At 61.8% G+C, this 20,802-nt stretch carries 18 protein-coding genes; 6 read left to right on the top strand and 12 right to left on the bottom strand.

Annotation, left to right across the window (positions count from 1 at the left end; translation table 11 throughout):
* The first annotated feature begins 182 nt into the window (after positions 1 to 182).
* The 4 genes from N6G83_RS21455 (at position 183) to ettA (ending at position 4,384) form a co-directional block, all read left to right on the top strand.
* Positions 183 to 794 carry a YfiR family protein gene (locus N6G83_RS21455; RefSeq protein WP_025305224.1) on the top strand — a complete coding sequence of 204 codons (612 nt, stop codon included), beginning with the start codon at positions 183 to 185 and terminating at the stop codon, positions 792 to 794.
* Positions 791 to 2,038: a diguanylate cyclase domain-containing protein gene (locus N6G83_RS21450; protein ID WP_025305223.1), complete on the top strand. Its 1,248-nt coding sequence runs from the start codon at positions 791 to 793 to the stop codon at positions 2,036 to 2,038. The genes N6G83_RS21455 and N6G83_RS21450 overlap by 4 nt, the downstream gene beginning before the upstream one ends.
* Positions 2,039 to 2,076: 38 nt before the next feature.
* On the top strand, positions 2,077 to 2,574 hold the full coding sequence (locus tag N6G83_RS21445; protein WP_016929155.1) for an OmpA family protein: 498 nt from the start codon (positions 2,077 to 2,079) through the stop codon (positions 2,572 to 2,574).
* Positions 2,575 to 2,716: 142 nt separating this feature from the next.
* A complete protein-coding gene (ettA, locus tag N6G83_RS21440) occupies positions 2,717 to 4,384 on the top strand; it encodes an energy-dependent translational throttle protein EttA (RefSeq protein ID WP_025159620.1) in 1,668 nt (555 codons plus the stop codon).
* A 31-nt stretch (positions 4,385 to 4,415) separates the two neighbouring features.
* Here ettA and N6G83_RS21435 read toward each other — a convergent pair whose 3' ends face one another.
* Positions 4,416 to 5,327, bottom strand: coding sequence for a LysR family transcriptional regulator (locus N6G83_RS21435; protein ID WP_260515879.1), 912 nt, complete (start codon positions 5,325 to 5,327; stop codon positions 4,416 to 4,418).
* Positions 5,328 to 5,424: 97 nt separating this feature from the next.
* Here N6G83_RS21435 and N6G83_RS21430 point away from each other — a divergent pair, with 97 nt between their 5' ends.
* A complete protein-coding gene (locus N6G83_RS21430; RefSeq protein ID WP_049205434.1) occupies positions 5,425 to 6,426 on the top strand; it encodes a zinc-binding alcohol dehydrogenase family protein in 1,002 nt (333 codons plus the stop codon).
* 31 nt (positions 6,427 to 6,457) lie between these two features.
* Here the strand turns inward: N6G83_RS21430 and N6G83_RS21425 are convergent, their stop codons facing one another.
* The 4 genes from N6G83_RS21425 to serB all read right to left on the bottom strand — a co-directional run bounded on the left by N6G83_RS21425 (position 6,458) and on the right by serB (position 11,741).
* Positions 6,458 to 7,891 carry a glycosyltransferase family 39 protein gene (locus tag N6G83_RS21425; protein ID WP_049205436.1) on the bottom strand — a complete coding sequence of 478 codons (1,434 nt, stop codon included), beginning with the start codon at positions 7,889 to 7,891 and terminating at the stop codon, positions 6,458 to 6,460.
* Positions 7,892 to 8,025: 134 nt separating this feature from the next.
* A complete protein-coding gene (gene nadR / locus N6G83_RS21420; protein ID WP_260515881.1) occupies positions 8,026 to 9,300 on the bottom strand; it encodes a multifunctional transcriptional regulator/nicotinamide-nucleotide adenylyltransferase/ribosylnicotinamide kinase NadR in 1,275 nt (424 codons plus the stop codon).
* Between the two features lie 58 nt (positions 9,301 to 9,358).
* Positions 9,359 to 10,744, bottom strand: a complete 1,386-nt coding sequence (radA, locus tag N6G83_RS21415; RefSeq protein ID WP_025159617.1) for a DNA repair protein RadA — start codon at positions 10,742 to 10,744, stop codon at positions 9,359 to 9,361.
* A 19-nt stretch (positions 10,745 to 10,763) separates the two neighbouring features.
* Positions 10,764 to 11,741, bottom strand: a complete 978-nt coding sequence (gene serB, locus N6G83_RS21410) for a phosphoserine phosphatase (protein WP_016929162.1) — start codon at positions 11,739 to 11,741, stop codon at positions 10,764 to 10,766.
* Between the two features lie 110 nt (positions 11,742 to 11,851).
* On the opposite strand from serB, the gene N6G83_RS21405 reads away from it, so the two are divergent.
* Positions 11,852 to 12,535 carry a YtjB family periplasmic protein gene (locus N6G83_RS21405; protein WP_025305217.1) on the top strand — a complete coding sequence of 228 codons (684 nt, stop codon included), beginning with the start codon at positions 11,852 to 11,854 and terminating at the stop codon, positions 12,533 to 12,535.
* A gap of 169 nt (positions 12,536 to 12,704) precedes the next feature.
* On the opposite strand, the gene deoD is transcribed toward N6G83_RS21405, so the two are convergent.
* From deoD to N6G83_RS21370, 7 genes are all read right to left on the bottom strand, one after another.
* Entirely contained in the window at positions 12,705 to 13,436 is a 732-nt protein-coding gene (gene deoD / locus N6G83_RS21400; protein ID WP_004933059.1) for a purine-nucleoside phosphorylase, read from the bottom strand.
* Positions 13,437 to 13,602: 166 nt separating this feature from the next.
* Positions 13,603 to 14,826, bottom strand: a complete 1,224-nt coding sequence (gene deoB, locus N6G83_RS21395) for a phosphopentomutase (RefSeq protein ID WP_043136044.1) — start codon at positions 14,824 to 14,826, stop codon at positions 13,603 to 13,605.
* Between the two features lie 70 nt (positions 14,827 to 14,896).
* Entirely contained in the window at positions 14,897 to 16,219 is a 1,323-nt protein-coding gene (gene deoA / locus N6G83_RS21390) for a thymidine phosphorylase (protein WP_127146484.1), read from the bottom strand.
* A 66-nt stretch (positions 16,220 to 16,285) separates the two neighbouring features.
* A complete protein-coding gene (deoC, locus tag N6G83_RS21385) occupies positions 16,286 to 17,065 on the bottom strand; it encodes a deoxyribose-phosphate aldolase (protein WP_025305214.1) in 780 nt (259 codons plus the stop codon).
* A 370-nt stretch (positions 17,066 to 17,435) separates the two neighbouring features.
* Entirely contained in the window at positions 17,436 to 18,713 is a 1,278-nt protein-coding gene (locus tag N6G83_RS21380; protein WP_004933076.1) for a NupC/NupG family nucleoside CNT transporter, read from the bottom strand.
* Positions 18,714 to 18,897: 184 nt separating this feature from the next.
* Positions 18,898 to 19,680: a TatD family hydrolase gene (locus tag N6G83_RS21375; protein WP_072626698.1), complete on the bottom strand. Its 783-nt coding sequence runs from the start codon at positions 19,678 to 19,680 to the stop codon at positions 18,898 to 18,900.
* Positions 19,677 to 20,795 (bottom strand): patatin family protein, encoded by a 1,119-nt coding sequence (locus tag N6G83_RS21370; RefSeq protein ID WP_033651706.1) that lies wholly within the window; start codon positions 20,793 to 20,795, stop codon positions 19,677 to 19,679. The genes N6G83_RS21375 and N6G83_RS21370 overlap by 4 nt, the downstream gene beginning before the upstream one ends.
* Positions 20,796 to 20,802 lie beyond the last annotated feature (7 nt).

Below are 20,802 nucleotides of genomic sequence, written 5' to 3'. Positions count from 1 at the left end.
ACAGCACATAAAGCGCCCAACGAAGACATCTTATAATACAATCCGCGCCAATTATGGGTTAGATAGTGTTCATTAGGCAGTGCGACTGACAGCTTTCAGCAAAACGATAGTCCCTTCAAGCGGGCCGGATTTTTCCTTGTCAGGCCACGGCCTGCGGGCGGTGGATCAGGCCGGAATGGCGGGTGAAGATGGCGAATAAGACCGCGATAGCAATGCGTTGCGCAAAAAGCCCCGAGCCGGGCTTCCTTGGCGCACGCCTGAATATCGGTCGCCTGCTGCTGATCGTTTTGTTAGCGCTGCTGACGTTGTCCGGGCCTGCGCACGCCGCCGATGATCCCTATCAAAAGCGCACGCACGCCGTGACGACCGTGGTGGTAGGCATCATCAGCTACGCCCGCTGGTCGCGTGAACCCAATCCGATCCGCTTGTGCGTGACCGCGCCCACCCAGTATGCCGAAGGGCTGTTCGATCCGATCCTGCTGAGCGCGCCGCGCCCGATTAAAGCCGAGCGCGTGCCGTTCGACAGCCCAACGCTGAGTACCGGCTGCGATGTCATCTACTTAGGGAACATCACCGCCGCGCAGAGACAAAATTTCATGCAGCGCATTTCCGGCAACTCCATTCTCAGCATCAGCGAAAACGATAGCGAATGCTCCGCCGGCAGCGCTTTTTGCCTGCAGATCGATGGGGACCAGGCCAGTTTCAAGGTCAACCTGGACGCTCTGGCGCGCAGCGGCGTGCGCGTTCACCCCAACGTGCTGCAGCTGGCACGCAAACAGGCGCCGCCGCTATGAGGCTGTTGCGTAGAAACCGCTCCGGCAATGCGCGCCCGACGCTGGGCCGAGTGCTGCAGCGGGTGCATCTTGGGCTGGCGCTGATCGCCGTCGGCACCGCCGGCATCTTTTTGACGCTGGTGGCGCTGTTTGCGCTGCGCGCCTATGCCAATCACAACCTGCACCTGATCGCGCGCTCCATCAGCTATACCGTCGAAGCCGCCGTAGTGTTTGAAGATCGCACTGCCGCGCGCGAGGCGCTGATGCTGATCGCCTCCAACGAAGAGGTATCGGACGTGCGGATCCTCGACAACAACGGCAAGATGCTAGCCAACTGGCGCCATCCCACCGATGGGCCGCTGCATGGCCTTGAGCAGATCGTCGCGCACTGGGCGCTGCCCGAGCCGGTCATTCTGCCTATCACCCACGAGGGCAAGCAGGTCGGTCAGGTCTGGCTGAGCGGTAACGGCGGCAGCCTGCTGCGTTTCCTGTTGCGCGGCATGGTCGGTATGATCGCCTGCCTGGTGCTCAGCACCCTGTGCGCCCTGGTGTTGTCGCGCCGTATGCTGGTCGGCATCGTCAGTTCGCTGGACGACATCGCCAATGTGGCGCATGCGGTGCGCCGCGATCGCACCTTCGGCCTGCGGGTGCCGTCGGCGCCTATCGCCGAGTTGCATGAGCTCAGCAACGATTTCAACGGCTTGCTCGACGAGCTGGAGGCCTGGCAGGCCCATCTGAAGCAGGAGAACGACTCGCTGGCGCACCGGGCAACGCACGACAGCCTGACCGGTTTGCCGAACCGCGCCTTCTTCGAAGGGCGACTGAGCCGGGCGCTGGGCGATATCGAATCGCCGGCGAAATTGGCGGTGCTGTTTATCGACGGCGATCGTTTCAAGGAGGTGAACGACAGTTACGGCCACGCCGCAGGCGATGCGGTGCTGACCACCATTGCCGGGCGCATTCGCGCGCAGCTGCGCGAAACCGATCTGGTCGCACGCCTGGGAGGGGATGAATTCGCCGTGCTGCTGGCGCCGGTACACGGCACGGAAGATGTCTTGCAGATCGCTGACAACATCATCGACTGCATGACGCAACCGGTCATTTTGCCGAACGACGAGACGGTCATTACCTCTCTGAGTATCGGTATTGCGCTGTACCCTGATCACGCGTCAACGCCTCAGGGTCTTTTGCACGAAGCTGACGATGCGATGTATCAGGCAAAGCATCGTTATAACGGAGGCTGGCGGCTGGCTATACATAAATAAGAGCCCCGGCTATAACACTTGAACTAGGGATTTTGACTATGATACAGCAACTGTTTAAAGGTCGTTTTTCACTGCTGGCGATGGCGTTCGTCGCCCTGCTGGCGCTCGCCGGCTGCCAGAGCAAACCGCAGGGCCTGACGCCCGAGCAGGTTGCACTGCTGCAATCGCAGGGCTTCAAACTGACCGATAACGGCTGGGAGTTCGGCCTGTCGGATAAAGTGCTGTTCGGCAACAATATCGGCAAGCTGAACCCGGAAAGCACCGAGACGGTGCAGAAGATGGGCCGTGCGCTGCTGAGCGTCGGCATCACCAAGTTCCGCCTGGACGGCCATACCGACAACTACGGTGAAGACAGCTACAACGACCAGCTATCCCTGCGCCGCGCCGATGCGGTGGCCGATCTGCTGGCCAGCGTCGGCATTCCGCGCGCCAATATCGAAACTCGCGGCATGGGCAAACGCGACCCCGTTGCCGATAACCGCACCTCCAGCGGCCGCGCGGAAAACCGCCGCGTCGCGATCGTCGTCACGCCATAAGCCACCAATATGCGCCTTTATCGGCGCATAAACGGTTATACTTAGCGATCGCTGAGCGATGTCTGGGATCCGAGATCGAAACGGGCTACACTCATGCCGCCAGACATCCTATAAATACTGATATAGAGAGGCTTAGAGCAAAGTGGCTCAATACGTCTATACCATGCACCGCGTCGGCAAGGTAGTACCGCCGAAGCGTCATATTTTGAAAAACATCTCCCTGAGCTTCTTCCCTGGGGCAAAAATCGGCGTACTGGGCCTGAACGGCGCCGGTAAGTCCACCCTGCTGCGCATCATGGCCGGCATCGATACCGATATCGAAGGGGAAGCGCGCCCGCAACCGGGCATCAAGATCGGTTATCTGCCGCAGGAGCCGCAGCTTAACCTCGAACACACCGTGCGTGAATCGGTGGAAGAAGCGCTGGCGGAAGTGGTCGGCGCGCTGAAACGCCTGGACGAAGTGTACGCGCTGTACGCGGAAGAAGGCGCAGACTTCGACAAGCTGGCCGCCGAACAGGGCCGCCTGGAAGAGATCATTCAGGCGCACGACGGTCACAACCTCAACGCCCAACTGGAACGCGCCGCCGATGCGCTGCGCCTGCCGGACTGGGACGCCAAAATCGCCCACCTGTCCGGGGGTGAACGCCGCCGCGTCGCGCTGTGCCGCCTGCTGCTGGAAAAACCGGACATGCTGCTGCTGGACGAACCGACCAACCACCTGGACGCCGAGTCCGTGGCCTGGCTGGAACGCTTCCTGCACGACTTCGAAGGCACCGTGGTGGCGATCACCCACGACCGTTACTTCCTGGATAACGTGGCCGGCTGGATCCTCGAACTCGACCGCGGCGAAGGCATTCCGTGGGAAGGCAACTACTCGTCCTGGCTGGAGCAGAAAGACGCGCGTCTGGCGCAGGAAGCGTCCGCCGAAGCCGCTCGTCGCAAGTCGATCGAGAAAGAGCTGGAGTGGGTGCGTCAGGGTGCCAAAGGCCGTCAGTCCAAAGGCAAGGCCCGTTTGGCCCGCTTCGAAGAGCTGAACAACACCGAATACCAGAAACGTAACGAAACCAACGAACTGTTCATCCCACCTGGCGCACGCCTGGGCGATAAAGTGGTCGAAGTCAGCAACCTGCGCAAGTCCTACGGCGACCGCCTGCTGATCGATGACCTGTCGTTCTCGGTGCCGAAAGGGGCAATCGTCGGCATCATCGGCCCGAACGGCGCGGGTAAATCCACGCTGTTCCGCATGATGTCCGGTCAGGAACAACCTGACTCCGGCAGCATCGTGTTGGGCGATACCGTCAAGCTGGCGTCCGTCGATCAGTTCCGCGACAGCATGGACGGTTCGAAAACCGTGTGGGAAGAAGTCTCCGGCGGGCAGGACATCATGCGCATCGGCAACACCGAGATGCCGAGCCGTGCCTATGTCGGCCGCTTCAACTTCAAGGGCGTCGATCAGGGCAAACGCGTGGGCGAGCTGTCCGGCGGTGAGCGTGGCCGTCTGCACCTGGCCAAGCTGCTGCAGGTTGGCGGCAACGTGCTGCTGCTCGATGAACCGACCAACGACCTGGATATCGAAACCTTGCGCGCACTGGAAAACGCCCTGCTGGAATTCCCTGGCTGCGCCATGGTGATCTCGCACGACCGTTGGTTCCTCGACCGTATCGCTACCCACATCCTGGACTACCAGGACGAGGGCAAGGTGGAATTCTTCGAAGGCAACTTCACCGAGTACGAAGAGTACAAGAAGCGTACGCTGGGCGCCGACGCGCTCGAGCCGCACCGCATCAAGTACAAGAAGATCGCCAAGTAATACCCAAGGCGCCGCATGCGGCGCCTTTTTTTTACTCCCGCGCCAACTCGCGCGCGTAGTCGTCGAACGCCGGATGCTGCAGCACCACATCGATGAAACAGGCCAGCGCCGGGGAATTCAGCTTGCGGCTCGGGTAGACCAGATACAGCTCGTTCCCTTCCGCACGCCACGCCGGCAACACCTCCACCAACAGCTTCTGCGCCACCACCTCGCGGCTGAGAAACGCCGGCAGCAGCGTGATGCCGGCACCGGCAATGGCACATTCGCGTGCATACAGCAGGTTGTCGGTGGTGTGCGCCAGCGGCAGCTGCCAGCGGTAATAATCGTCGCCGCAGCGCAGGTTCCAGGCCGTCCAAGCCCGATGGGCGATGCAACGATGCTGCTGCAGTTGCTGCGGGTGTTCGATCGGCGGATGCTGCGCCAGATAGGACGGCGCAGCCAACAGATAGCGCGGCGCGTACCCGAGGCGGCGGCCGATCAGTGAAGAATCCTGCGGCTTGCCGGTACGCAGTGCGGCGTCGTAACCTTCCTGCACCAGATCCACCATGGCGTCGGACACCGACACCCCCAGCGAAACGTCCGGGTACTGGCGCTGAAAATCCGCCGCCAGCCGCGCCACCAGGGTTGCCCCTAGCCCGGCAGGCGTCGAGATGCGCAGGCGGCCGCTCGGGTTATCGCGCAGCCGCTGCAGCGCCAGATCGGCGCGTTCGGCGGCGGACATCATCGCCTGACAATGCTCCAGATAACGCTCACCGGCGAAGGTCAGGTTCAGCTGGCGCGTGGTGCGATTGAGCAATCGCAGCCCCAGCGTTTGTTCGAGCTGGCTGATACGCTGGCTGACGCTGGACTTCGGCAGCCCGACGCGCTGCGCGGCGGCGGTAAAACTGCCGCACTCCGCCACCAGCGCGAACAGCGCCATGTCCTGCAGCTGTTTGAATTCCATTGTTCACCTTAAACGAACACTGCGTTAGATATTGTCCATCTTATCACCCCACTGCTGCGGGTCTACACTGGAGGCATCATTTGAAAGGAGTACAATCATGTCGATAAAAGCCATTGCCGTAGACCCGCAGAACCCCGCCGGTTTCATCGAAATCTCACCGGAGATGCCGGTACCCGGTCAGTACGATCTGTTGGTGGAAGTGAAAGCGGCGTCGGTCAATCCGGTGGACACCAAAGTGCACGCCGGTCTGCAGAAAAGCGGCCTGCAGCAGCCACGCGTCCTTGGCTGGGACGCCAGCGGCATCGTGGTGGGCGTGGGCAGCAGCGTCAGCGGCTTCAAGCCCGGCGATGAAGTGTGGTACGCCGGCGACATCACCCGGCCCGGCAGCAACAGCAGCCACCAGCTGATCGACTCACGCATCGCCGCTCACAAACCGCGCAGCCTGAACTGGGCCGAGTCCGCCGCCATGCCGCTCACCGCCCTCACCGCCTGGGAAGCGCTGTTCGAACACCTGAACATTCAGGACGCGCCGGAGCACAAGACGCTGCTGATCATCGGCGGCGCCGGCGGTGTCGGCTCGCTGGCCATTCCGCTGGCCGCATTGCGCAGCAAGGTGAAAGTAATCGCTACCGCATCAAGACCGGAATCCGCCGCCTGGTGCCGTGAGCGCGGCGCCGATCTGGTGGTGGATTACCGCGATCTGAAGGGCAACCTGGCGCAGCAGGGCATCGAGCAGGTGGATTACATCCTGTGTCTGAACGACACCGACGGCCACTGGCCGGCGATGGCCGAGCTGGTCGCGCCGCTCGGCCATATCTGCACCATCGTCGAGAACGCGCAGCCGTTGGATCAAAACGCGCTGAAGCTGAAAAGCGCCGCGCTGCACTGGGAGTTCATGTTCACCCGCAGCATGTTCACCACCCCGGACATCGCGCAACAGGGCAAGATCCTGCAGCAAGTGGCGCAGCTGCTGGACGAGGGCAAGCTGAGCACCACGCTGAGCGAAACCCTGCACGGGCTGTCGGTAGACACGCTGACCGCCGCACATCAACAGCTACTCGGCGGCCACATGCAAGGCAAGCTGGTTATCGCTTACTAAGTTCGCATCGCGGCGGCGTTCTGCGCCGCCGTTATTGCGGACGAACGAAACCGACGCACAGCGTTTGCTCATCGGCCTGCGGATCGGCGCGGAAGGTCAGCGTCTGCTGCCAGTCGAGGCGCAGTTTCGGCCAGTGGGCCAGCTCCCCGCCGAAATCGCTATGCGCGCAGTCTTCACCCAACCGCCCGAACAGGGCGACGCCGTGCTGCGCAATCTGCGGATAGCTGATGTTGACGTTGTAGATATTCGGCCGCGTATGATTGGACCAGCGCGTAATGGTCTGCGGCCGGGAACCGGCGTACACCGTCATCCACTGCGACAGGTATTCGCCGCCGACGTAGCGTAGGTCGACGCCATACCGCTCCTGCCACAGCCGCTCCACCCCGGCGCTGAACGCCTTGATACCCACCATTTTCTGGCCGGCGTTGCGCACGTTGCCCAGCATCACCGCGGCGTAACCCAGATAGACCGCCAGCGCCGCACACATCAGCCCAATGGTCGCCGCGCGCAGCGAACGCACCGGCGGCTGACGCACGCAACCGACCAGCAGCGCGGGCGCCAGCATGAAGAACGGCTGCAGCCATTCGGTCAGCCGGCCGCCGACGTTGAAAGAGAACCAGAAGGTAATGATGCCGAGCGGCAACAGGTAGACCCACAGCAACACCCGCATCGGCAAGGCCGATGGCCAGGCCAGCACCGCCCCGCTGCGCCGCAGGATCCCCCACAGCACCAGCGACGGATAAAACACCAGCAGCAGCGACTGCAGCATGTCGAGATTGAGCTGCATCTTGATCTGCGAATCCACCCACTTAAAGGCGGCAAAGTCGTGGTTCCACAACCAGAACACGTTCGGCAGCACCAGCGCCAACCAGATCGCCACCGCCAGATAGAACTGCGGCTGGCGGTAGCAGCGGCGGATCTGCGGTACGAACAGCGTCGACAGCGCCGCGAAATAGACGAAGGCGAAGGTCGAGTACTTCGCCATCATCGCCAGCCCGGCGGCCAATGCGAAGGCCGGCCACCAGTTGGCCGAACGCGAGATCGCCAGGTGGAAGAACAGCGCCATCCACGGCCACAGCATCACCAACAGGTAGTTGTCGTTGTAGGGAATGATGTCGAAATTGATGATGCCGGACAGGTTGAGCGTCAGCAGCGCCATCCAGGCCAGCGAGGTGCTGCCGCTCAGGCGGCGCGCCAATAGCCAGACGCCCAACATGCCGATGGCGATGGCGATGAAGTGGCCGCCGTACCAGTAAACGTTCAGCGGCAGCCACGAGAGCCAGATCGCAGGCTGCATCGCCGCACCGACCAACCAAGGATTTTTCGGTGAGCCCCACTCGCCGTTGAGGCCCCAGTTGAGCGCCTCAACGGCGTCGTAAGGCAGGGTAGGATCGAGATGAACGGTCAGCAGCGTCCAGGCTGCGGCATAGCAGACCAACCAGAGAGCGAGTAAGCGATAAGACATGACTTCTTCTGAGCGTTATTGTAAAGAAAATCTTAACTTAGTCGCTGTCGAATGAACCATGTTTAAACAAGCCGTTAAATGTGCGCCCGGGCGGCCGTTTCTGCCGCCGCGATCGCACATTACGCTAATTTCCCTCAGCCTGCGGCGTGGCGATGGGCGGGCGCATTCGCCAGCCGGCCGGCGTCCGCCGCCAGCAGTTGTTGCACCAGCTCGACGCAGCGCAGGAAGCGCTCTTCGTAATCGCTGGACTCAACGTGCACGTACTCGATGTTGTTGGCGCGCAGCATCTCCTCCAGCAGGCGCTGGAACGCCAGGCGATCGGCGCTGCTGCCGAGGCTGCGCAGGCCGTCCGCCACCCACGGCGTGTTGTTTTCCAGCAGGATCACCAGATCGAAACGGTATTCGTCGATCAGCGCCTGCACGAAGGGGTGTTCACGCCCTTCGTACTTTTTGCAAAACGCCTGCGTAGTCACGAAATCGGTATCGATAAACGCCACCTTGTTGGCATATTTGACTGCGAAGTCCACGTATTGCGCCTGCCCGAGGGCAATTTTGTCGTAGTCGGAGTACTGCAGCGCCATCTCGTCGCCGCCCAGGTGCGAAAACACGTAATCGCGGCCATATTCCCAGGCGCTGGTGGTGTTGAAGATGTTGGCCAGCTTGTTGACCAGCGTCGACTTGCCGCTCGACTCACCGCCGAGGATCGCCACGGTGCGCACGAAGAACGGCTTCACCTCGGTCGGGATGTAATCCCAATAGCGGAACGGATCCTGGCGGATCTGATTGCCGCTGATGTTCATGAACGACCGTTCGGGATCGACCAAAATGGTTTCGATGCCCAGATGCTCGCGGTAGCGCGGCGCATCCTGCGCTTCGCTGGAATAGATAAAGCTCGGCACGATGCCCTTCTGTTCCATAAAGGCCCTCATGCCGTCGCTCCACACGTTCCAGCCGTGCGGATAGGGTTCGATACCCTGCTCGTCGAACGAGTGGATATGGATGTTTTTCTGGTACTTGAAGGTCTGCAGCAGCCAGCGCAGGCGATCGCTGACCGTCGGCTGTTGCGACATCGAACTGTTCTCGAACAGCTCGCGGTCGCGCGGTTCGTCGTGGCACAAAATAACGTGCAACTCGTCCACCTGGCTGCAGGCGCGCTGGATCAGATAGATGTGGCCGGTGTGCAGCGGGTAAAATTTACCAAACACTACGCCGACTTTAACCTCTTTGCGCGGGAACTCCAGCCCGAGAAAACGGTGCAGCGCCTCGAGCTTTTGCGCGCTCGGGCTTTTGATTTTGTCGTTCAACAGCTGGCTCAGATAGCCCTTGGTCATGCCGCTGGCATCCGCCACCTGCTGCAGAGTACAACCCTTTTGCTTGATGGACGTCTTCAGGTAATCAAATTGCGGCATGGCCACCTCCGTTTAATATGCTAAACAAAATAGCATATCTTGCTCGCCGTCGGCGACATTAATAAAACTCTTCCAGCACGTCCAGCGCGTCCGCCAGCTTCTTGACCCCGAACACCTGCATGTTGGCCGGCGGCTTCTTCGGCATATTGCCGTGCGGCACGATGGCGCGCTTGAAGCCGTGCTTGGCCGCTTCGGAGATGCGCTCCTGGCCGCTCGGCACCGGGCGAATCTCCCCCGCCAACCCCACTTCGCCGAACACCACCAGATCGTTCGGCAGCGGCCGATCGCGCAGGCTCGAGACCAGCGACATCAGCAGCGCCAGATCGGCGCTGGTCTCGCTGACCTTCACCCCGCCGACCACGTTGACGAACACGTCCTGATCCGACATCTGCAGCCCGCCGTGCCGGTGCAGCACCGCCAGCAGGATCGCCAACCGGTTCTGCTCCAGGCCCACCGCCACGCGGCGCGGGTTGGACATCATCGAGTGATCCACCAGCGCCTGGATCTCCACCAGCAGCGGCCGGGTGCCTTCCCACACCACCATCACCGAGCTGCCGGAAGTGACTTCATCGCCGCGGCTAAGGAAGATCGCCGAAGGGTTGCTGACTTCGCGCAGCCCCTGTTCGGTCATGGCGAACACGCCCAGCTCGTTGACCGCGCCGAAGCGGTTCTTGTGGCTGCGCAGGGTACGGAAGCGGGAATCGGCGTCGCCGTCCAGCAGCACCGAACAGTCAATGCAGTGTTCCAGCACTTTTGGCCCGGCCAGCGAGCCATCTTTGGTGACGTGCCCGACCATCACGATCGCCACGCCGCGCGTCTTGGCGAAGCGCGTCAGATAGGCGGCGGTTTCCCGCACCTGCGCCACGCTGCCCGGCGAAGACTGAATGTCCGCCATGTGCATCACCTGAATCGAGTCGATCACCATCAGCTTCGGCTGCTCCTGCTCAGCGATCAGGCAGATCTGCTCGATGCTGGTTTCCGACAGCATGTTCAGGCCGCCGGTCGGCAGCCCCAGACGGTGAGCACGCATCGCCACCTGCTGCAGCGATTCCTCGCCGGTGACGTACAGGGTTTTCATCTGTTCGGACAGTTTGCACAACACCTGCAGCAACAGGGTACTTTTGCCGGCGCCGGGGTTGCCACCGATCAGAATGGCGCTGCCGGGCACCACGCCGCCGCCCAGCACGCGGTCGAACTCGAGAAAGCCGGTGGTGAAGCGAGGCAGCGCCTCCAGGCTGATTTCCGACAGCTTCTGCACCTTGCTGACGCCGGCGTCGCCGGCATAGCCGCTGAGGCGATCGTTGCGCGCCGCTGCGGGCGACGCGGCCAAACGCACTTCCGTGATGGTGTTCCAGGCATGGCAGGCGCTGCACTGCCCCTGCCAACGCGGATAGTCCGCCCCGCACTCATTGCACACAAATGCCCGTTTTGCCGCTTTTGCCACGTCTTACCTCAATCTTTCGTTATCGCACTTCGTGTTTCAGGCTGCCGGTGAGAATACACAGCACGCCCATCAGATCCGCATGCCGGATCGCCACCTGCGCTTTTTCATACACTTTCGGCTTGGCGTGGTAGGCGATGCCCAACCCCGCCGCCTGCATCATTTTCAAATCGTTGGCGCCGTCGCCGATGGCCACGGTTTGCGCCAGCGGGATCTCCAGCTTCTCCGCCAGCCGCAGCAGCGTATCGGCTTTGAACTGTGCGTCCACCACCGGCCCCAGCACTTCGCCGGTCAGCTTGCCGTCGCGGATCTCCAGCTCGTTGGCCGCCGCCGCCACCAGCCGCAGCCGGTTGCGCAGGTATTCGGCGTAGTAGGTGAAACCGCCGGAGGCGATCGCCACATGCCAGCCCATCGCCTGCAGCTTGCCCACCAGGCTGGTCAGCCCCGGCATCAACGGCAGTTCGTCGCGCACCTGCTTGAGGATATTGGCGTCAGCCCCTTTCAGCGTGCCGACGCGCTGGCGCAGGCTGGCGGTAAAATCCAGTTCGCCGCGCATCGCGCGTTCGGTGACTTCCGCCACCTGCTCGCCGACGCCCGCCAGCTTGGCGATCTCATCGATGCACTCGATCTCGATCGCCGTCGAATCCATATCCATCACCAGCAGCCCCGGCGTGCGCAGGTGCGGGATTTTGCCGAGCGGCGCCACATCCAGCCCGCTCTCCGCCGCCAGCAGCTTGGCGCGCGGCGTCAAGGTTCCCGCCAGCCGCACCACCTGATAATCGTCCACGCCCCAGGCGGTGACGATCACCATCGCCGCGCCCAGCTTGCGTTGGAATTGGGTAATGCGCGCCTTGTCCAGCTTTCTGCCATATAACAGCCACCCGGTATTACCCGCCCGGTAGTCCAGCGGCATCACTTCGTCGCCGCTGAGCGAAAGGGGAAGACCCGGCCATTGAGAGATCTCCGCCGGAAGATCGCAATAGGTCAGACTGTTTGACATCATTGACTCCTGAATGGACAAAAACGCTGCATGATAAAACGACGCATCAAGCTATCCTATCGCCAGCGGTTCTGGCAACATAAAGTGTCCCCGATGCCCAAGGAACCTGCATGGCTCGCGCTAAACTGAAATTTCGCCTGCACCGCACCGCTATTATCCTGATTTGCCTGGCTTTGCTGGTGCTGCTGATGCAGGGCGCCTCTTATTTTAGCCTGAGTCACCAAATGGCGCGATCCGAGCAGGTGGAAGAGCTGGCGCAGACGCTGACCAAACAGGTCGCCTACAGCCTGGCGCCGCTGCTGGACGACGACGGCAACACCCCGCGCATCGACGCCATCCTCAAGCAGCTCACCGATCACAGCCGCATTCTCGACGTCAGCGTGTATCAGCAGGATGGCACGCTGGTCTCCCACGCCGGGGAACAGATAAGTATACGCGATCGCCTGTCGCTCGACGGCAAGCGCGCCGGCAGCTATTTCAACCACCAGTTGGTCGAATCCATTCAGGGCAAAGACGGCCCGATCGGCTTTATCCGCATCACCCTCGACACCCACGTGCTGGCGACCGAATCCAAGCAGGTGGACAACACCACCAACCTGCTGCGCCTGATGATCCTGCTGGCGCTGGCGATCGGCATCATTCTGGCGCGCACCCTGCTGCAACACCGCCGCAGCCGCTGGCAGCAGTCGCCGTACCTGTTGACCGCCAACACGCCGTTGGCAGAAGGCAATACGGTGGAAGACGACGAAGAGGATGCGCCGGAGACAAAGCAGGAAGCGCCGAAGAAGGAATAACTCAGGCCAGGCGTTGAATGCGCTCGTGCCGTTTTCTTGTCCTTTCGGTGAATAGATTGTCCGTAACAACGGGATCCACAACCAATTGAAAGGTAAAGCGTTAGCCAAAAATGGCCGTGCGGAATGAATAGATTGACAGGCGGGCGCCATGACGACGCCCGCCGCGGTATTACGCTTTGTCGCCCAGCAGCACGGATTCCAGCGCGATAACGATCATTTCGTTAAAGGTGGTCTGGCGTTCCGCCGCAGTGGTCGCTTCGTGACGCAGGATGTGGTCGGACACGGTGCAAATGGTCAGTGCCTTACAGCCGAACTCTTCGTACAGCTCCGCCGCCACGCCGTAGATGCCGGCCGCTTCCATTTCCACGCCTAGGATGCCGTACTTCTTCATCACCTGGAACATGTCCGGATCCGGGGTGTAGAACAGGTCGGCGGAGAAGATGTTGCCCACGCGCGCCGGGATGCCCTGCGCCGCCGCCGCGTCGACCGCGTTGCGCACCATGTCGAAGTCGGCGATCGCCGCGTAGTCGTTGTCCTTGAAGCGCAGACGGTTCACCTTGGAGTCGGTGCACGCGCCCATGCCGATCACCACGTCGCGCAGTTTGATATCGTCACGCACCGCGCCGCAGGAACCGACGCGAATGATCTTCTTCACGCCGAATTCGGCGATCAGCTCGCGCGCATAGATGGAGCAGGACGGGATGCCCATACCGTGGCCCATCACGGAGATGCGGCGGCCTTTGTAGGTGCCGGTGAAGCCCAACATGCCGCGCACGTTGTTCACTTCCACCGCGCCTTCCAGGAAGGTTTCGGCGATGTATTTTGCGCGCAGCGGGTCGCCCGGCATCAGTACTACGTCAGCGAAATCACCCATCTCAGCATTAATGTGCGGCGTAGCCATAATTTTCTTCCTTTAGAAATCTTATTTAATAAAAACGTCAAACATCTAAGCCTTGAATGTCGAGTTGCAGCCAGGCAGCTAGCGGGTGAATCCCCAGGAGCTTACTTGAGTAAGCGACTGGGGTTCACGCGTGAAGCTAACAACGCTACGGCTTGAAAGACAGAGCTTAGAACAGGGTCTTACCGTAATCCATCGGCGACAGGCCAAAGTAATTGGCGACGGTCTGGCCGATGTCGGCGAAGGTCTCGCGGTGGCCCAGCGAGCCCGGTTTCACTTTCGGGCCGTAAACCAGCACCGGGATGTGCTCGCGGGTGTGGTCGGTGCCCGGCCAGGTTGGGTCGCAGCCGTGGTCGGCGGTGAAGATGATGATGTCTTCGTCTTTCACCAGCTTCAGCAGCTCCGGCAGGCGGCGGTCGAACAGCTCCAGCGCGGCGGCGTAGCCCGCCACGTCGCGGCGGTGGCCGTAAGAGGAGTCGAAGTCCACGAAGTTGGTGAACACAATGGTGTTATCGCCGGCCTTTTCCATTTCAATCAGGGTCGCGTCAAACAGCGCATCGATGCCGGTCGCCTTCACCTTCTTGGTGATACCAACGTTGGCGTAGATGTCGGCGATTTTACCGATCGACACCACTTCGCCGCCCTTCTCGTCCACCAGCTTTTTCAGCACGGTCGGCGCCGGCGGCTCTACCGCCAGATCGTGACGGTTGCCGGTGCGCTGGAAGTGGCCCGGCTTATCGCCGACGAACGGACGCGCGATCACGCGACCGATGTTGTAACCGCCTTCGGTCAGCTCTTCACGCGCAATTTCGCACAGCTCATACAGACGATCCAGGCCGAAGGTTTCTTCATGGCAGGCGATCTGGAACACCGAGTCAGCGGAGGTGTAGAAAATCGGCTTGCCGGTTTTCATGTGCTCTTCGCCCAGCTGATCGAGGATCACGGTGCCGGATGAGTGGCAGTTGCCCAGGTAGCCCGGCAGCTTGGCGCGTTCGACCAGTTTGTCCAGCAGCGCCTGCGGGAAGCTGTTGTGCTCGTCCTTGAAGTAACCCCAGTCGAACAGCACCGGCACGCCGGCGATTTCCCAGTGGCCCGACGGCGTGTCTTTACCGGAAGAGAGTTCGCTGGCGTAAGCGTAAGCACCGATGATATCGGCGTTGCGATCCAGCCCCTGCGGGAAGTTGCCGGTGGACTCTTCCGCCGCTTTGCCAAGGCCCAGACGGCTCAGGTTAGGCAGCGTCAGAGGGCCCTGGCGGCCCACGTTGGCCTCACCACGCGCGCAAACTTCGGCAATATGGCCCAGGGTGTCAGAACCCCGATCGCCAAAACGTTCGGCGTCTTCGCTGGCACCGATACCGAAGGAGTCCAATACCATAATAAATGTACGTTTCATCTGTGCTCTCCTGCGTGTTCTCACGCTTTGGACGGCCGCGAAAAAGCCGCGGTCGTTCCTGATTCTTGGGTTATTCCGTGATGCGCTTATACACCACCGGCGTCGCTTCCGGCGCCTTGTCGCTCAGCGTCATTGCGCTGCGCACCGCATCGGCCGCCAGCTGCCAGCTCTCTTCATCGTTGGCGTGGATCATCGCCAGCGGTTGCTGGGTATCCACCTTATCGCCCAGGCGCGCCACCTCGGTCAGGCCAACGCTGTAGTCGATGGCGTCGCTTGCCCGGCGACGGCCGCCGCCCAGCGACACCACCGCCATACCCAGCGCACGGGTATCCATGGCGCTGATGATGCCCGGCTTTTCAGCATACACCGGCTTGCTCAGCGTTGCCGCCGACAGATAGCTATCATAACGTTCGACGAAGTCTATCGGCCCTTGCTGCGCCGCCACCATGCGGCCAAACACCTCAGCCGCTTTGCCGTTGTCCAGCACCGCCTGCAGTTTGGCGCGCGCATCGGCCTCGTCTTGCGCCAGGCCGCCGGACAGCAGCATCTCCACGCACAGCGCCAGCGTCACTTCCAGCAGGCGCGGGTTGCGGTATTCGCCGGTCAGGAAGCGCACCGCTTCGCGCACTTCCACCGCGTTACCGGCGCTGGAAGCCAGCACCTGATTCATGTCGGTCAGCAGCGCGGTGGTCTTGCAGCCCGCGCCGTTGGCCACGCCGACGATCGCCTGCGCCAAATCTTGCGACAGGGCATAGGTCGGCATAAAGGCGCCCGAGCCCACCTTCACGTCCATCACCAGCGCATCCAGCCCTTCCGCCAGCTTCTTGGCCAGAATTGAGGCGGTGATCAGCGGGATCGAATCCACGGTGGCGGTGATATCGCGGGTGGCGTAGAAACGTTTGTCCGCCGGCGCCAGCGAGCTAGTCTGGCCGATGATCGCCACGCCGACGTCCTGAATAATTTTGCGAAAGGCGTTATCGTCCGGGAAAATATTGAAGCCCGGAATGGCTTCCAGCTTGTCCAGCGTGCCGCCGGTATGCCCCAGGCCGCGGCCGGAGATCATCGGCACATAGCCGCCGCAGGCCGCCACCATCGGACCGAGCATCAGCGAGGTCACGTCGCCCACGCCGCCGGTCGAATGCTTGTCGACAATAGGGCCGTTCAGCGCCAGGCTCTTCCAGTCCAGCACGGTGCCGGAATCGCGCATCGCCATGGTGAGCGCCACGCGCTCCGGCATGCTCATGTCATGGAAATAAATGGTCATCGCCAGCGCGGCGATCTGCCCTTCCGACACCACGTTGTCGCGAATGCCGTTGATGAAGAAGCGGATTTCCGCTTCGCTTAACGGCTGGCCGTCGCGTTTCTTACGAATAATTTCTTGAGCCAGGAACAAGGCATCCCCCTGTGTCGCCGAGAGTCGGTGCAGACGGGCGCGCCTGGCGCCCGCCAACGAAATCGATCAGTAACCGCCGCCGGCGGTCTGGGTCTGGTGGCCCAGCGCGGTCAGCAAGCTGGCCAGCAGGCTGGAAGCGCCAAAGCGGAAATGCCGCGCGTCGGCCCACCCCTCGCCCAGAATACGATCGGCAAGTTGCAGATAATGCAGCGCGTCTTCCGCGGTGCGCACGCCGCCGGCCGGCTTGAAGCCCACGGTCTTCGCCACGCCCATATCTCGGATCACCGACATCATCAGCTCGGCGCTCTCCAGGGTGGCGTTGACCGGCACCTTGCCGGTGGAGGTCTTGATAAAGTCCGCCCCGGCCTTGATGGCGATCTCGGACGCTTTGCGGATCAGATCGGCCTGCTTCAGCTCACCGGTTTCGACGATCACTTTCAGCAGCACGTTGGCCGCCTGGCATGCCTGCTTGCACTGTTTCACCAGCTCGAAGCCGACCTGTTCGTTGCCGGCGATCAGCGCGCGGTAAGGGAACACCACGTCCACTTCATCCGCGCCATAGGCGATGGCCGCGCGGGTTTCCGCCAGCGCGATGTCGATATCGTCGTTGCCATGCGGGAAGTTGGTCACGGTGGCGATACGGATGTCCGGCGTGCCTTGCTCGCGCAGCGCCTTACGCGCCACCGGGATAAAACGCGGGTAGATGCAGATGGCCGCCGTGTGGCCGGCCGGGCTGTTGGCCTGACGACAGAGGGCGATCACTTTCTCGTCGGTGTCATCATCATTCAGCGTGGTTAAATCCATCAAGTTCAGCGCACGTTGCGCTGCTGCGGTTAATTCGGTCATAAAACTCTCCAACTGAGTACCTGGGTGTTGGCGAGCGGACTTGGTTCCATGAAGATAGCGCAGGGGAACGGCGTTCCCGCGGCGGCAACTGAGATCCTTCTCACCGCACATGGCCACCCGCCTTGCGGCCGGCCAGTAATAGCTATTTGAACACGAATGCCGAGGGCGATTCGCGTTCATCGTCACACTATATGAAATAGCACTGTAACAGACCGGAATTATATGTGAAGAACATCACAAAATAACGCGATATCGTTCACAAATTCGCTAAAGAAGCGGCTGAAGATCGCGGGTGCGGCGAACACCCGCGTTGCTTAGAGTATAGGCGGAGTCCCGCGATCGGTCGCGCCGGCGCGGGCTCAGCGAGGGCTTACAGCGCCAGGAAGAAGCCGGCGATGGTGGCGCTCATCAGGTTGGACAGCGTGCCCGCCGCCACGGCCTTCAGACCGAAACGCGCGATGTCATGGCGACGGTTGGGTGCCATGCTGCCCAAACCGCCCAGCAGGATCGCCACCGAGGAGAGGTTGGCGAAACCGCACAGCGCAAAGGAGATGATCGCCTTGGTGTGCGTTGACAGCACCTGCAGGCCTTCCGCCGCCACCACATCGTCCGGGCGCAGATAGGCGCCGAAGTTCATATAGGCGACAAACTCGTTGACGATGATCTTCTGGCCGATAAACGAACCGGCGGTCATCGCTTCACTCCACGGCACGCCAATCAGGAAGGCGATCGGTGAGAACACCCAGCCGAGGATCAGCTCGAGCGACAGCTGCGGGTAATCGAACCAACCGCCGATGCCGCCGAGAATGCCGTTGAGCAAGGCGATCAGCGCGATAAACGCCAGCAGCATCGCGCCGACGTTCAGCGCCAGCTGCATGCCGGAAGCCGCGCCGGAAGCCGCCGCGTCGATCACGTTGGCAGGACGATCCTCTTCGGCGATCAGCTTCATCGCATCGTCTTTATCGTGGGTCTGCTCGGTTTCCGGCACCATCAGCTTGGCAAACAGCAGCCCGCCCGGCGCGGCCATGAAGGACGCGGCGATCAGGTATTCCAGCGGCACGCCCATCTGCGCGTATCCCGCCAGCACCGAACCGGCCACCGAAGCCAGGCCGCCGCACATCACGGCGAACAGTTCTGACTGGCTCATGGTGGCGATATACGGACGCACCACCAGCGGCGCTTCGGTCTGGCCGACGAAAATGTTGGCGGTCGCCGACAGCGATTCGGTGCGCGAGGTGCCCAGCAGCTTGTGCAGGCCGCCGCCCAGCACGCGGATCACCAACTGCATGATGCCGAGGTAGTACAGCACCGCAATCAGCGAGGAGAAGAACACGATCACCGGCAGGACGCGCAGCGCGAACACGAAGCCGCCGCCGCCGAACACTTCGAACATCTTGTCGGACACCAGCCCGCCGAAGATGAACGAAATGCCCTGATTGCCGTAAGCGATAACGTTTGCCACGCCGTTAGACATACTGCCGAGGATGCTGCGGCCCAGCGGCACGTACAGCACCAGCGCGCCGATACCGACCTGAATGATGAACGCCCACACCACGGTGCGCAGTTTGATGGCCCGACGGTTGCTGGAGAGCAGCACCGCAATGGCGATCAGCACCGCCATCCCGACCAGACTCATGATGAGTTGCATGCAAAGTTTCCCTGTTGCAAAAAATAAAATACATCCCTGCTCATGAAGAGAGGTCTGCTATTGGAGTGTTTCGGGGGGGATTATACTGAGCGAGGTCACCCTCGCACCGATTTATGTCACAAATGTATACAACGAGACGCAAATGAAAATCTTATAACGTGACGCAAGTCACGTTATACAGACCTCAATTCGGCATGGCGAACAGCGCTTGGGTATTGCGTTGCAGGTGGGCGGCTATCTCGTCGGCCGGCTCCGGCCGCAGTTCGCACAGCGCGTGAAACACCTCGGCGGCGCGCTCGGGGCGGTTCGGCTGCCCCTGATAGCCGGCCAGCGGCATGTCCGGCGCATCGGTCTCCAGCAGAAGCGCCTCAAGCGGCAGCTGCGCCATCACGGCGCGCGTTTTCTGCGCCCGCTCATAGGTGATGGTGCCGCCCACGCCAATGTAATAGCCGAGGCGGATAAACGCCTGCGCCTGCGACAGGCTGCCGGCAAAGCCGTGCACCACGCCGCGGCGCGGCAGCTGCATGCGCCGCAGCGCGGCGGCCAGCTGGTCGTGGGTGCGGCGCGAATGCAGGATCACCGGCAGGTCATGCTGTTTCGCCAGCTTCAGTTGGGCCAGCAGCACGCTTTGCTGCCGCTCGAACTGTGGGTTATCCATATACAGATCGAGCCCGATCTCCCCCACCGCCACCAGCTTGTGCGGCCGTTCGGCCAGCAGCGCCGCCAACTGTTCCAACTGCGGCTCATGATGCTGCGCGATATACAGCGGGTGCAGCCCCAGTGCGGCGAACAGCGGCGCATGCTCCTGCGCCAGCCGCAACACCCGCGCGAAGCGATCGGCGGTGACCGTCGGGACGATGATGCGCTTTACGCCGGCGCTTGCCGCCCGCGCCAGGCTCTCGGCCTCATGCCCGGTAAAGGGCGGGAAATCGAAATGGCAGTGGGTGTCAGTAAAGGCGTAACTCACAGCGCGCCCCCTTCACCCGGCGGCAGATCGCCCGGCAGGATGATTTTCGGCGCCGCCACCGCGGCCTCCGGCTGCGCCGCCCGCTCGGTGGGCATGGCGATGTCGGTCACGATCGGCGAAGGCATTCTGACGTTCTCCGGCTGGATCAGGCGGCGCGACAACGCTTTTCGCACCTTCATGCCGTCGGGCTCCTGCTGCGCCATCCACTGGCCGACGGTGGCCAGGAAGTAGCGGCCGCAGCGGCGCCCCAGGTGATAATCCTGATTGAGCGCCCCCAATCGGCTGCCCAGCGCATTGCTGGCCAGCGGCTTCGGCGGGAAGATCTCGAAGATGCGCAGCTTGCCCGGCGGCTTTTCGATAAAGCGCTGGATGCGGTGATAGCTTTGCTCGTGATGCTGCAGGATGCGCACCATCTGCTGCAGGCTGCTGTCGCTCAGCCAATGCTCCATGCGCTTCATCCACTGCGGGGTGTAGTACATTTGCGAAGGCACGGTGCGGATCACCACGATGGTGTCGGCGCCACGGCGATAGGCCTCTTCCACCGGGATCGCATCGCTGATGCCGCCGTCCTGATAGCTGACGCCGTCCAACTCCACGCCCTGACGGTAGAAGCCGGGAATGGCGCTGGACGCCTTGATGGCCGGCAGCCAGCGTTCGCGCTGCGCCGGCAGATAGGTCGGCTCGAAATCGTCGCTGCGGCAGGCGCACAGCAGGAATTCGCGCCCGTCGGTAAAATGCTGTTCCGCCACGTCCATCGCCAGCGGCATCTGCGCCGCCGCCGTATCAACCAGCCAATCGAGATCGATCAGATGCCCGCCACGCACGAAGCGCAGCGGATTGAAGAACTGTGCCGAAGTGGTGTAACGGGTGATCACCCGGCGCGCGTAGCCCATCTGCCCGCAGATATAGGCAGACAGATTCTGGGCGCCGGCCGACGTGCCGATCAACAGATCGAAAGGGTTAAAGCCCGCGCGCTGAAACTCGTCCAGCACGCCGGCGGTGAAAATGCCGCGCTGGCCGCCGCCTTCGCAGACCAGCGCCATTTTGCCTGGCCGAAAGGGTTTAGACGCCAGCGGTTCTATATTGCCGAGCGTGATGGGTATTCTGTATCCCAACTTGGCA

The organism is Serratia sp. PL7 (assembly GCF_945957435.1).
The sequence above is the reverse complement of the archived record's forward strand: the minus strand, read 5'-3'. Positions and strand labels throughout refer to the sequence as shown.

Bases quoted from the DNA above. Each gene is read 5' to 3' on its own strand.
- N6G83_RS21380 (WP_004933076.1), bottom strand. From the start codon at position 18,713: ATGCAACTCATCATGAGTCTGGTCGGGATGGCGGTGCTGATCGCCATT.
- deoB (WP_043136044.1), bottom strand. From the start codon at position 14,826: ATGAAACGTACATTTATTATGGTATTGGACTCCTTCGGTATCGGTGCC.
- N6G83_RS21430 (WP_049205434.1), top strand. From the start codon at position 5,425: ATGTCGATAAAAGCCATTGCCGTAGACCCGCAGAACCCCGCCGGTTTC.
- nadR (WP_260515881.1), bottom strand. From the start codon at position 9,300: ATGCCGCAATTTGATTACCTGAAGACGTCCATCAAGCAAAAGGGTTGT.
- N6G83_RS21445 (WP_016929155.1), top strand. From the start codon at position 2,077: ATGATACAGCAACTGTTTAAAGGTCGTTTTTCACTGCTGGCGATGGCG.
- N6G83_RS21425 (WP_049205436.1), bottom strand. From the start codon at position 7,891: ATGTCTTATCGCTTACTCGCTCTCTGGTTGGTCTGCTATGCCGCAGCC.
- N6G83_RS21435 (WP_260515879.1), bottom strand. From the start codon at position 5,327: ATGGAATTCAAACAGCTGCAGGACATGGCGCTGTTCGCGCTGGTGGCG.
- serB (WP_016929162.1), bottom strand. From the start codon at position 11,741: ATGTCAAACAGTCTGACCTATTGCGATCTTCCGGCGGAGATCTCTCAA.
- deoC (WP_025305214.1), bottom strand. From the start codon at position 17,065: ATGACCGAATTAACCGCAGCAGCGCAACGTGCGCTGAACTTGATGGAT.
- N6G83_RS21450 (WP_025305223.1), top strand. From the start codon at position 791: ATGAGGCTGTTGCGTAGAAACCGCTCCGGCAATGCGCGCCCGACGCTG.
- deoD (WP_004933059.1), bottom strand. From the start codon at position 13,436: ATGGCTACGCCGCACATTAATGCTGAGATGGGTGATTTCGCTGACGTA.
- N6G83_RS21405 (WP_025305217.1), top strand. From the start codon at position 11,852: ATGGCTCGCGCTAAACTGAAATTTCGCCTGCACCGCACCGCTATTATC.